Origin of the sequence: Streptomyces sp. NPDC006602 (genome assembly GCF_042870385.1) — a bacterium.
In the GTDB taxonomy this organism is placed as follows: domain Bacteria; phylum Actinomycetota; class Actinomycetes; order Streptomycetales; family Streptomycetaceae; genus Streptomyces.
Window position 1 is genome coordinate 40,097 of sequence record NZ_JBIAHG010000013.1, and the last position, 11,784, is coordinate 51,880.

General features: G+C 70.5%; 11 protein-coding genes. 7 read left to right on the top strand and 4 right to left on the bottom strand.

Annotation, left to right across the window (positions count from 1 at the left end):
- Positions 1–13: 13 nt before the first annotated feature.
- Positions 14–748 carry a TSUP family transporter gene (locus ACFYO2_RS28670; protein WP_388354860.1) on the bottom strand — a complete coding sequence of 245 codons (735 nt, stop codon included), beginning with the start codon at positions 746–748 and terminating at the stop codon, positions 14–16.
- A 168-nt stretch (positions 749–916) separates the two neighbouring features.
- On the opposite strand from ACFYO2_RS28670, the gene ACFYO2_RS28675 reads away from it, so the two are divergent.
- Both ACFYO2_RS28675 and ACFYO2_RS28680 read left to right on the top strand, forming a co-directional pair.
- Complete coding sequence (locus tag ACFYO2_RS28675) at positions 917–1,102, top strand: hypothetical protein (RefSeq protein WP_388354862.1); 186 nt, start codon at positions 917–919, stop codon at positions 1,100–1,102.
- Between the two features lie 165 nt (positions 1,103–1,267).
- On the top strand, positions 1,268–1,774 hold the full coding sequence (locus tag ACFYO2_RS28680) for an SgcJ/EcaC family oxidoreductase (RefSeq protein WP_388354864.1): 507 nt from the start codon (positions 1,268–1,270) through the stop codon (positions 1,772–1,774).
- A gap of 19 nt (positions 1,775–1,793) precedes the next feature.
- Here ACFYO2_RS28680 and ACFYO2_RS28685 read toward each other — a convergent pair whose 3' ends face one another.
- Together ACFYO2_RS28685 and ACFYO2_RS28690 are read right to left on the bottom strand one after the other, a co-directional pair.
- A complete protein-coding gene (locus ACFYO2_RS28685) occupies positions 1,794–3,188 on the bottom strand; it encodes a sensor histidine kinase (RefSeq protein WP_388354865.1) in 1,395 nt (464 codons plus the stop codon).
- Complete coding sequence (locus tag ACFYO2_RS28690) at positions 3,185–3,901, bottom strand: response regulator transcription factor (protein WP_388354866.1); 717 nt, start codon at positions 3,899–3,901, stop codon at positions 3,185–3,187. The genes ACFYO2_RS28685 and ACFYO2_RS28690 overlap by 4 nt, the downstream gene beginning before the upstream one ends.
- 222 nt (positions 3,902–4,123) lie before the next feature.
- On the opposite strand from ACFYO2_RS28690, the gene ACFYO2_RS28695 reads away from it, so the two are divergent.
- The 4 genes from ACFYO2_RS28695 (at position 4,124) to ACFYO2_RS28710 (ending at position 8,708) form a co-directional block, all read left to right on the top strand.
- Positions 4,124–5,404, top strand: a complete 1,281-nt coding sequence (locus tag ACFYO2_RS28695) for an aspartate kinase (RefSeq protein WP_388354868.1) — start codon at positions 4,124–4,126, stop codon at positions 5,402–5,404.
- Positions 5,404–6,474 carry an aspartate-semialdehyde dehydrogenase gene (locus ACFYO2_RS28700; RefSeq protein WP_388354870.1) on the top strand — a complete coding sequence of 357 codons (1,071 nt, stop codon included), beginning with the start codon at positions 5,404–5,406 and terminating at the stop codon, positions 6,472–6,474. The genes ACFYO2_RS28695 and ACFYO2_RS28700 overlap by 1 nt, the downstream gene beginning before the upstream one ends.
- Before the next feature lie 474 nt (positions 6,475–6,948).
- Positions 6,949–7,545, top strand: a complete 597-nt coding sequence (locus ACFYO2_RS28705) for a SigE family RNA polymerase sigma factor (RefSeq protein WP_388355147.1) — start codon at positions 6,949–6,951, stop codon at positions 7,543–7,545.
- Positions 7,546–7,664: 119 nt separating this feature from the next.
- Positions 7,665–8,708, top strand: coding sequence for a hypothetical protein (locus ACFYO2_RS28710; protein ID WP_388355149.1), 1,044 nt, complete (start codon positions 7,665–7,667; stop codon positions 8,706–8,708).
- Between the two features lie 232 nt (positions 8,709–8,940).
- Here the strand turns inward: ACFYO2_RS28710 and ACFYO2_RS28715 are convergent, their stop codons facing one another.
- On the bottom strand, positions 8,941–9,756 hold the full coding sequence (locus tag ACFYO2_RS28715; RefSeq protein ID WP_388354871.1) for an SURF1 family protein: 816 nt from the start codon (positions 9,754–9,756) through the stop codon (positions 8,941–8,943).
- 181 nt (positions 9,757–9,937) lie between these two features.
- Here ACFYO2_RS28715 and ACFYO2_RS28720 point away from each other — a divergent pair, with 181 nt between their 5' ends.
- Complete coding sequence (locus ACFYO2_RS28720; RefSeq protein ID WP_388354873.1) at positions 9,938–11,755, top strand: prolyl oligopeptidase family serine peptidase; 1,818 nt, start codon at positions 9,938–9,940, stop codon at positions 11,753–11,755.
- Positions 11,756–11,784: the final 29 nt, after the last annotated feature.

Sequence of the window (11,784 nt, forward strand, 5' to 3'; positions counted from 1 at the left end):
GGGGAGGGGCGGCTCACAGTCCCCATGCCCCCTTCCCCACCGCCGTGACCCCACCCCCCAACGCCAGCACCAACACCAACAGCCGGGCTCGCTCTTCCGGGAGGCGTCCCGCGAGCCCTCTACCGATCAGCGCGCCCGCCACCATCGCCGCGCTCACCCACACCCACCGCGCCGCACTCAGCGACGGCACCCCGTTCGAGGCGACCGAGAACGCGTTCACGACCACCCCGTAGAACTGCGCGTTCGGCACGAACTCCCGTACCGCCCAGCCCGCGTTGACCGCGTAGAGGGACACCGGCGGGCCGCCCACCCCCGCCGCCGAGTTCATGAAGCCGCCGACCGCGCCGGCCGCCAGGGCGCCCCCGGTGCCTCGCAGTGCCCGTACCCGCGCGCCCCGCATCACCAGCAGCACCGCCACGGTCACCAGCCCGCCCATGGCCAACAGGAGGACAGGTTCCGGCAGTTGACGAGTGACCCACGTCCCCGCCGGTACCGTGCACGCCGCGGCAAGGCACAACGGCACCATCGCGCCCGGCCGTACTCGCCGCCAGCCGCCCATGAGCCCCACGACGCTGATCGCCCCGGCGGCGCAGTTGGCCAGGACCACTCCCTCGGCCGGGCCGAGCAGCAGGACCAGTGCGGGTACGGCGACCAGGGCGAAGCCCATGCCGGTGAGCCACTGGACGCAGGAGCCGAGCAGCACGATCGCCGTCAGCAGTGCGTCGCCCGCCCACCCGCTCGTCGTCATGGCCAGGCATCCTCGCAGAGCGGCCCGACGTTCCTACGGTGTAGCCCGCTACACCATCGGTTCGGGAGAGCACTCCCTCGTGGCGGCCGTCGGAAAACGGAATGGTTGAGGGCACAAGGTCAACGGCCACAAACGGTCGGCAACGGCCCCTCACCCCAAGGAAACGTCATGAAGTCGCTGCTCTCCTCCAAGCCCGCCCTGTGGTTCCTCTTCCTCTTCAACCTCGCCGTCGCCGCCGTCGCGCCGTTCGCCGTGGACGGGGCGCAGGGCATCATGACGGCCGTCGGGATGGGCGTGGTGTCCATGGGCGCAGGGGTCAGCCTGTTGCGGGGCCGGCGGGGCGCCGAAGCGTAATCACTCCGACACGGAGCGTCAATTGGCCGAGTCCTGGCTCTGTCCTGTATCTCGGCTGCACGGGCCCTAACCAGCGGAAAGAGAGTCTGGAGTCACTCCACACCGCAGCGAACGCGGAGGGAGAAGCCCCAGAAACCCGACCTCGCACTACCGCTGGAGACCACGATGACCCGTCGTTCCATAACCAAGCGCGCAGCCATCGTCGCCGCCACCGTCGCGGTCGCCGTCGGCACCTTCACCGCCGGCGTCAGCCTGGCCGGTTCGGACTCGGACTCGGGGTCGAAGGCGAGCAAGAAGCAGATCGCCGCCCTGTTCGACGGCTGGAACGCCGCCCTGCAGACCGGCGACTCGGGCAAGGTGGCGGACCTGTACGCGAAGAACGCGGTGCTCCTGCCCACCGTCTCCAACCAGGTCCGTACGGACCGTGCCGGGATCGTCGACTACTTCAACCACTTCCTGGAGAACAAGCCGGTCGGGAAGAAGATCGACACGGTCGTCACTGTCCTGGACAGCGACTCCGCCATCGACGCGGGCGTCTACGAGTTCACGCTCACCGACCACGACACCGGCAAGAAGCGCGTCGTCGAGGCGCGGTACACGTACGCCTACGAGAAGATCGACGGCGAGTGGCTGATCGTCAACCACCACTCCTCGGCGATGCCGGAGAGCTGAGCCCGCACCGGTCGAGTCCTTACCGGTTGGCCGCCCGCAGGCGGATCTCCACGCACAGCCCGCCACCATGGGGGTCCCCCCGGTCGAGCGAAGCCGAGACCGGGGGAGCGTCCCGGAGCGTCACGGTCCCGCCGTCGTCCGTCACCAACTGCTTGACGACGGCGAGGCCCAGCCCGGAGCCGGAGCGGCCGGTCAGGCCCTGACCGCGCCAGAAGCGGTCGAAGGCGCGGGACTTCTCCGGGTCCGACATGCCCGGCCCCTCGTCGAGGACCGACAGCACCACTTCCTCGCCCCGGGACTCCATCCGTACGGTGATCGTGCCGCCGTCGGGTGACACCTCCAGGGCGTTCGAGAGCACGTTGTCCAGCACCTGGTCCAGATGACCGGGGCTGGTCAGCACCAGCAGCCGGCCGTCGATACTCCCCCTGAGCGCGACGGTGACTCCGCGCTCGTCGGCGGCCGGCCTCCACACCGCCAGACGCTCGTCCACGATCTCCGGCAGGGACAGCGGCTCCGCGGCCGTCACCTTCGCCTCGGCCCGCGCCAGCACCAGCAGGCCGTTGACCAGACGGCTCATCCGGACCACCTCGGCGGTCGCCTGCTCCACGTCCTCCCGTACGAACTCGTCGTCCACGCCGTCCGCGATGTTGTCCAGGGACAGTCGCAACGCGGTGAGAGGCGTACGGAGTTGGTGGGAGGCGTCGGCGACGAAGATGCGCTGCGAGGCGACCAGCGTGTCCAGGCGTTCCGCGCCCTGGTTGAGGGTGCGGGCCAGCGTCTGGGTCTCCGGCGGGCCCGTCACCGGCGAACGGGCGGTGAGGTCGCCGTCGCTGAACTTGCTGGCCATGGCGTTGAGTTCGCGCAGGGGTCGGGTCAGGCGGCGGGCCACCACCGCTCCGATCAGCGCCGCCACGCCGAGCACCGCCACCGCGAGGCCCGCCCGGAAGCCCCAGATCGACCACAGCCTGCGGGTGAGGCCCGACGTCGAGTAGACGATCCGTACGGCGCCGACGACGACCTGGTCGTCGTTCTTCGCGGGGACCGTGATCACCAGCTCGCGGCCCCAGATGAAGTCCGACCCCCAGTCGGTGGTCGGGTGTCCCTCCTCCCGGGCCTTCGTCAGTGCCGCGTCCTGCCGGGGGCGCGGTACGCCCGCCGCGCACCGGTCGGTGGCGGTGACCTGTACCTGGTCCTTCGTTTCGGCGGCGTAGGCCGTGGCCATCGTCGTCAGTGCCTGGCACGACTTCTCGTTGCCATTGCCCAGCAGCAGCGCCATGGTGGTCGCCTCGCGCTGGACGGACAGCTCGGTGTCGTCCCGCAGCTGCTTGGTGAGCGTGAAGGCGACCGGCACCGTGAACAGGAGGATGGCCACCGCGACGAGCAGGATGTAGCTGAGGATGAGCTGGCGGTTCATGAGGCGCCGCTGTCCCCGGTGCCGTTACCGCTCTCGCCGTCGGCGTTGACGATCTCCAGGCGGAAGCCGACACCCCTGACCGCCTCGATCGCGATGGCGCCCGTCAGCTTCCGCCGCAGCGCCGCCACGTGCACGTCCAGCGTCTTCGTCGGCCCGAACCAGTTCGCGTCCCAGACCGCTTCCATGATCTGCTCGCGCGACATCAGCGCGCCCGGCTCCTCGGTGAGGAAGGCCAGCAGGTCGTACTCCTTGGGCGCGAGCGCGACCTCCTCGCCGTCCAGGCGGACGCGGGCGGCCTTGCGGTCGACGGTGAGGCGCGAGCCGTAGCGGTCCGGCCCGTTCTCCGAGGCGGACGTACGCGGCTGCGTGCGCCGCATCACGGCTCGTATCCGCGCGATGACCTCCCGCACGCCGAACGGCTTGGTCACGTAGTCGTCGGCGCCGAGCTCCAGGCCGACCACCCGGTCCGTCTCGTCACTGCGCGCGCTGATCACGATGATCGGCACGTCGCCGCGTTCCCTCAGGGCCTTGCAGACGTCGAGGCCGTCGGTGTCGGGCAGGCCGAGATCGAGGAGTACGACGTCGTAGGGCTCGGGGTGGGCCAGGGCGGCGGCGCCCGTGCTCACCCAGTCGACCTCGAAGCCGTAGCGGGTGAGACCCCGGCGCAGGGACTGGGCGACCGGCTCATCGTCTTCCACGAGAAGTACGTGCACAGGCCGAACCCTAGTGCTTGAAACTTAACTCACAGGCGGCGTCTGTGACGCTTGGCACTTTTCCCGAGGGGCTCTTCTGGGCATGCGCTGACCTGGGCGCCCGAATCTCACGATGCGATACCTCAGGGGCTGATTTCGGGCGCTCGATAGACTGAGCCGACCGCACCACACCCGTGTAGGTGTGGACTGTGGATACACAGACGGAATGAGCGAGGAGCGCACGTGGGCCTTGTCGTGCAGAAGTACGGAGGCTCCTCCGTAGCCGATGCCGAGGGCATCAAGCGCGTCGCCAAGCGAATCGTGGAAGCGAAGAAGAACGGCCACCAGGTGGTCGTGGTCGTTTCCGCGATGGGCGACACGACGGACGAGCTGATCGATCTCGCCGAACAGGTGTCTCCGATGCCTGCCGGCCGTGAGTTCGACATGCTGCTGACCGCCGGAGAGCGGATCTCCATGGCACTGCTGGCCATGGCGATCAAAAACCTGGGCCACGAGGCCCAGAGCTTCACCGGCAGCCAGGCAGGCGTCATCACCGACTCGGTCCACAACAAAGCGCGGATCATCGACGTCACGCCCGGCCGGATCAGGACGGCGCTGGACGAGGGCAACATCGCCATCGTCGCCGGGTTCCAGGGTGTCAGTCAGGACAAGAAGGACATCACCACGCTGGGACGCGGTGGGTCCGACACCACGGCCGTGGCGCTCGCCGCCGCCCTCGACGCCGAGGTGTGCGAGATCTACACCGACGTCGACGGCGTGTTCACCGCCGACCCGCGGGTGGTGAAGAAGGCGAGGAAGATCGACTGGATCTCCTCCGAGGACATGCTGGAGCTCGCCGCCTCCGGCTCCAAGGTGCTGCTGCACCGCTGCGTCGAGTACGCACGCCGTTATGACATCCCGATCCACGTCCGCTCGTCCTTCTCCGGACTGCCGGGCACCTGGGTCAGCAACGAGAAGCCCGAGTCGCAAGGGGACCAGCAGGTGGAGCACGCCATCATCTCCGGAGTCGCCCATGACGTCTCCGAAGCCAAGATCACGGTTGTCGGCGTCCCGGACAAGCCGGGCGAGGCCGCGGTGATCTTCCGCGCCGTCGCGGACGCCGAGATCAACATCGACATGATCGTGCAGAACGTGTCCGCGGCCTCCACCGGTCTGACGGACATCTCCTTCACCCTCCCCAAGACCGAGGGCCGCAAGGCCATAGACGCACTGGAGAAGGCGAAGGGCTCGATCGGCTTCGAGTCGCTGCGCTACGACGACCAGATCGGCAAGATCTCCCTCGTCGGCGCCGGAATGAAGACCAACCCGGGCGTCACCGCCTCCTTCTTCCAGGCGCTGTCCGACGCCGGCGTGAACATCGAGCTGATCTCGACCTCCGAGATCCGCATCTCGGTCGTCACCCGCCAGGACGACGTCTCCGAGGCCGTCCGCGCCGTGCACTCCGCCTTCGGGCTCGACTCCGACAGCGACGAGGCCGTGGTCTACGGAGGCACGGGACGCTGATGACCGTGGGTGCCGGGCGAACCGGCAGGCCGACGCTCGCGGTCGTGGGGGCGACCGGAGCCGTCGGCACGGTCATGCTCCAGATCCTGTCCCAGCACGCGGACATCTGGGGCGAGATCCGTCTGATCGCCTCACCGCGCTCGGCCGGCCGCAAGCTGGCCCTGCGCGGTGAGCAGGTCGAGGTGGTGGCCCTGTCGGAGGAGGCCTTCGACGGGATCGCCGTCGCCATGTTCGACGTACCCGACGAGGTGTCCGCCCAGTGGGCGCCGGTCGCCGCCGCCAAGGGCGCGGTGGTGGTGGACAACTCGGGCGCCTTCCGGATGGACCCGCAGGTGCCCCTGGTCGTCCCCGAGGTCAATCCGCACGCGGCCCGCGTCAGGCCGCGGGGCATCATCGCCAACCCCAACTGCACGACCCTCTCCATGATCGTGGCCCTCGGCGCGCTGCACGCCGAGTTCGGGCTGCGCGAGCTGGTCGTCTCCTCCTACCAGGCCGTGAGCGGGGCCGGGCGCGCCGGTGTGGAGACCCTGCGTCAGCAGCTGTCCATGGTCGCCGGCACGGAACTGGGGACCAGTCCCGGTGACGTGCGGCGGGCGGTCGGGGACAACACCGGGCCGTTCCCGGAGCCGGTCGCGCTGAACGTCGTACCGTGGGCCGGATCGCTGCGCGAGGACGGCTGGTCCTCGGAAGAGATGAAGGTGCGCGACGAGTCGCGCAAGATCCTCGGACTGCCCCGGCTGCCCGTCGCCGTGACCTGTGTACGGGTGCCGGTCGTCACCACGCACTCGCTGACCGTCCACGCCCGCTTCCAGGACGAGGTCACCGTCCGCAAGGCGCGCGAGATCCTCGCCACCGCACCCGGCGTCGTCCTCTTCGACAACCCGGAGGCGGGGGAGTTCCCCACGCCCGCCGATGTCGTGGGCACCGATCCGACCTGGGTCGGGCGGGTGCGGCGGGCGCTCGACGACCCGACGGCGCTCGAACTCTTCGTGTGCGGGGACAACCTGCGCAAGGGCGCCGCGCTCAACACCGCGCAGATCGCGGAGCTGGTGGCGGCGGAGTTCCGGTGACGTCCGAGCGGCCTCGTGCGCTTGGTCTGATGTGTGATGTCTGGTGCGGCAAGGGGCTACCGCCGGAAAAGTCCTGGCCGTAACCGCGTACATTTGTAGGATCTGTAAGAAAAATGTGAGCCGGTCGATGGTCCGGACCACTTGAACCGAGCCGCCTCGGCATCCGAAGATTTGGCTCCCCGTCCTCCGCAACCAAGCGGAGGGCGGGGAGCGTCTTTGCGAACGCCCTTGGGGGCACGGGGACGCTTGACAGGGCGTGGGGACGCCCTGGCCATTCAGGACACAGGGGAAGAGCGGGTAGGCCATGAGCGCGTTTGACGTACGGTCAGTTGTGCTGCCTGGCAGAAGACGGTCGGTCGCGTACAACCCTGACGGGGGGAAGCGTGTCCAACTGGCGTGGCAGAGGTTCTCGACTTCAGAGCGGCGACGCGCGGCACGGCCCTACGGCCGCCCCGCCCGTCCCTACGACCCCGCATGGCCGGCACGCCCGGTGGCATGCCGGTGATCGCCCCCATGCCCGCAGCGCGGCCCGCCCGCATCCCCAGTCAGCGCGACGGTGCCGAGGGCACGGTGGCGGCCGGCACCACCGTCGACCACCTCACCGAGACGTACCGGGCGCACTACCGCTCGCTGCTGGGTCTCGCCGCCCTCCTCCTCGACGACACCGCCTCCTGCGAGGACGTCGTCCAGGAGGCCTTCATCCGCGTCCACTCCGCGCGCAAGCGCGTCCGCGACCCGGAGAAGACCCTCGCGTACCTGCGTCAGACGGTCGTCAACCTCTCCCGCTCCGCCCTGCGCCGCCGCATCCTCGGTCTGAAGCTGCTGTCCAAGCCGATGCCGGACATGGCGAGCGCGGAGGAGGGGGCGTACGACCAGCTTGAGCGCGACTCCCTGATCAGGGCGATGAAGGGCCTGCAGCGCCGCCAGCGTGAGGTCCTGGTGCTGCGCTACTTCGCGGACATGACCGAGGCCCAGGTCGCCGAGACGCTCGGGATATCGCTGGGTTCCGTCAAGGCGTACGGCTCGCGCGGCATAGCCGCTCTGCGGGTTGCCATGGAGGCCCCCGTATGAGCGGAGACAACAACGGGCGACGTCATCTGCACGTCCCCCACGAGCCCTATGAATGGCGCGAGCCGACACCGTCGTCGGACAAGCAGGCGCCGAAGCAATCACACGCTGGGAACGGAACTGTGAACCACGGCCCCGACGACCAGAGCCCCACCGGGCTCGACTCGGACGAGCTGGCACTGCGCGGCCTGCTGCAGCAGGCGGTCCAGGAGATCGAGCCGCGCGACGGCACGCTGGACCATCTGCGCAGGGCGGTCCCCGCCCGGCGGGCGCGCAAGCGGCAGGCCCTCGTCGGCATGGCGGCCGCGGCCCTCTTCGTCGGCACCGCCATCCCGGCCCTCGTCCACGTCTCCAACTCCACCGGCTCCGACGCCGACCCGTCCATGGCCGGTCACTACTCCCAGGCACAGGGCGGCGCGAGCGACGGCAAGGGCCCTGACGGCGGGGAGACCACCTCCGGCGGCACCGCGGGCAAGACCGAGGACAAGGGCAAGGCCGAGCAGAAGGAACAGGACAAGGGCAAGGGCACCGGCAGCGGCGCCGGAGCGAGCAGCGGCGCCGACCCCTCCACGACCAGCGCGGCAGGCGTCCCCGCATGTACGACCGCCGAGCTCGGCTCGGCCACCCAGAGCGTCGACGCCCCCGACTCCGTCGGCACCGTCTACGGCACCTTCCGCATCACCAACACCTCCACCGCCGAGTGCACGGTCGTCGGCCCCGGCACGGTCACCCCGACCCCGACCGGCGCGGCGGACGCCGCCAAGATCAGCACGGCCCGGCATGTCGCCGGGGACGCGGCGGCCGCACTGCCCGACCCGTCCCTCGAGGTCGCCTCCCTTGTGCTGAAGCCGGGTTCCGCCTACGACGTCAAGTTCGCCTGGGTGCCTTCGGAGACCTGCCCCACGACCGGCGACAACTCGACCGGCGACACGGGCAACCCGACGCCCGACCCGACGCCCAGCACGGACCCCACCACCGACGGCGGCACCTCCACCAGCGGCGACGCCGGCACATCGACCCAGCTCGTCACCGAGGACGGCGGCACGGCCGACGGCAGCGTGATCGTCACGAACACGGCGGAGGGCGGAGCGCCGTCTGTTTCGGCGACGGTGTCCAACGCGTGCGCGGGGACGGTCTACTGGACGGGCGTGCTGGCGGCGTCGTAAGGGCCGAATCGCACGTCGGCCCGCTGAGCCCGGAGGCAGCAGCCAAGCCCGTCAAGCCCGCGCAGCTGCGGGCGGTCGAGGCCGCCCAGCTGCGGGCAGCCAATCCGTCAAGCCTGCGGACAGCCGAGGCCCGCGCAGCTGCGGGCAGTCGTGCCGCTGGGGCGGCACGGGTGGGCGCAGCGGCACCCCGTAGCGCCGGGCTGCGCGACCCGCCCCCGAGCACCGGTCCGGGTCACTTGTTCCCGACGTCCACAGCGACAGGTTCCTCACCCGACGCCGACGCCGACTTCTCCGGCACCAGCCCCAGCTCCGCATCCCGCAAGAACTCGATCTCCCGCCGCAGCAGCCGGAACCACATGAACACCACGAACCCGGCGAACACGAACCACTCCCCGGTGTACCCGAGGTTCTGGAACGCCTTCAGATCAAGCCCCGTGTCCGGCGGCGCCGCAGCCGGCACGGCCGTCATCCCGGAGTCGGCCGCGGCCAGCGTGACCCACGCGTCGTACACGCCGTACGGCACGAGGTTCACCAGCGACGCCGCGCTGATCGCCGCCGTCTGCCCGGCCGGCAGCCCGCCCTGCGCACTGACGCCGTCGCTCCCGGGCGTCTCGGACGCCTGGAGCGCACCGGTGACGGTGACCTCGCCGCCGGGCGCGGCCGGGGCCTTCGCCGCGTCGGCGTCGCCCGGCAGCCAGCCCCGGACGACGGGCAGCGCCTTCCCGTCGTCGGTGCGCAGCAGAGTCAGGACGTAGTACCCGTTCTTGCCGTCCAGTTCGCGGTCCGGGACGAGGAGCTGCCGGTCGTACCGGCCGGTCGCGGTGACGAGCCTGCCGGAGGTCGCCTTGTCCACGGGCAGCAGCCCGGCCAGCGGACGCGCGGCCTCCTGGCGACCGGACGCGGCCTCGGCGCTGACGGTCCGGCCGTCCTGCATCCGGTCCTCGAAGCGGCTCAGCTGCCACGACCCCATGAAGATGCAGAAGGGGATGGCGAGCAGCACGAAGACGTTGATCCCCCACCAACGGGGCGTCAGCAGAAACCGGTACACGCCTTCAACGGTACGGTGCTTCCGCTGACGGCCGGGCCGCGGGGTCGGCGCCGGTCAGTACCGCTCGACGAGATGCTCGAGGCAAGCCGGGGTTGCGACGGCGAGGTTTTCCACAGGGAAGTTGTCCACAGGCTGGGGACCTGGCCAGCGCGTTGTCGGTCGGGGCGGGCAGTATGGGGCCATGACTGAGAGCAACGGGCCCGCCGCGGCCGAGCGGAACGAGGAGATGCCGGACTGGGAGAAGCGCTTCCGGGCGCCCCGGGTGTCGCTGCCGGACTGGGCGGAGGACGCACCGGACCGCTCCCTGTTCGTGTCGAACGCGACGGGGACGTACGAGCTGTATGCCTGGGACCGTCCGACGGGCGAGCAACGCCAGGTGACCGACCGGCCGAACGGCACGACGGACGGTGTGCTCTCCCCGGACGGCACCTGGGTGTGGTGGTTCGACGACAAGGACGGCGACGAGTTCGGCGTCTGGCGCCGCCAGCCCTTCGAAGGCGGGGAGGACGAGCTCGCCACGCCGGGCCTGGAGGCGTCCTACCCGGCGGGCCTGGCGCTCGGTCGGGACGGCCGTACGTCGGTCGTGGGCCGGTCGACCGACGAGGACGGTACGACGATCCATGTCGCCCGCACCGGCGAGGACCCGGTGGAGATCTACCGCCACCGTGAGTCGGCGGGCGTCGGCGACCTCTCCCACGACGGCTCGCTGATCGCGATCGAGCACACCGAGCACGGCGACGCGATGCACTCGGCGCTGCGCGTCCTGCGCCCCGACGGCACGGCGGTCGCCGAACTCGACGACACCAAGGGCGGTGCCAAGGAGCTGGGCCTCGAGGTCCTCGGCTTCGCGCCGGTGGACGGGGACACCCGGCTGCTCATCGGGCACCAGCGGCGCGGACGCTGGGAGCCCCTCGTGTGGGACGTGGCGACCGGCGTGGAGAGCGACCTCGCCCTGGAACTGCCCGGCGACGTGAGCGCCGAGTGGTATCCGGACGGCACCGGGCTGCTCATCGCGCACAGCTTCGAGGCCCGCAGCGAGCTCTTCCGTTACGACCTGGCGACCAGTGACCTGGTCAAGGTGCCGACCCCGGCCGGTTCGGTCTCCGGGGCGACGGCCCGCCCCGACGGCAGCGTGGAGTACCTCTGGTCCTCGTCCGCCGAGCCCTCGACCGTCCGCTCGACGACCGGCGAGGTCGTCCTCGACCCGCCCGGCATGAAGTCCCCCGGATCCGTGTCCGTGGAGGACGTGTGGGTGGAAGGCCCGGGCGGCCGCATCCACGCCCTGGTCCAGAAGCCGGCGGGCGCGACCGGCCCCCTCCCCACCGTCTTCGACATCCACGGCGGCCCGACCTGGCACGACAGCGACGCCTTCGCCGCGGGCCCGGCGGCATGGGTGGACCACGGATACGCGGTGGTCCGCGTCAACTACCGCGGCTCCACGGGCTACGGCCGCGCCTGGACCGACGCCCTGAAGCACCGCGTCGGCCTGATCGAGCTGGAGGACATCGCGGCGGTCCGCGAATGGGCGATCACCTCCGGCCTCGCCGACCCCTCCCGCCTGGTCCTCACCGGCGGCTCCTGGGGCGGCTACCTCACCCTCCTCGGCCTCGGCACCCAGCCCGGCGCCTGGGCCTTGGGCATCGCGGCGGTCCCGGTCGCCGACTACGTCACGGCGTACCACGACGAGATGGAAGCCCTGAAGGCCATGGACCGCACCCTGCTGGGCGGCACCCCGGAGGAGGTCCCGGAACGCTTCGAGGCATCCTCACCCATCACGTACGTGGACCAGGTCAGAGCCCCGGTCTACATCTCGGCCGGCGTCAACGACCCGCGCTGCCCGATCCGCCAGATCGACAACTACGTCAAGCGGCTGGAGACGAGGGGCGCGGTGCACGAGGTGTACCGGTACGACGCGGGACACGGCTCGCTGGTGGTGGACGAGCGCATCAAGCAGGTGAGGCTGGAGTTGGACTTCGCGGCGAGGCATCTGCCGAGCTAGTGCCGCGACAGGCAACGTTCGCCCCGTCG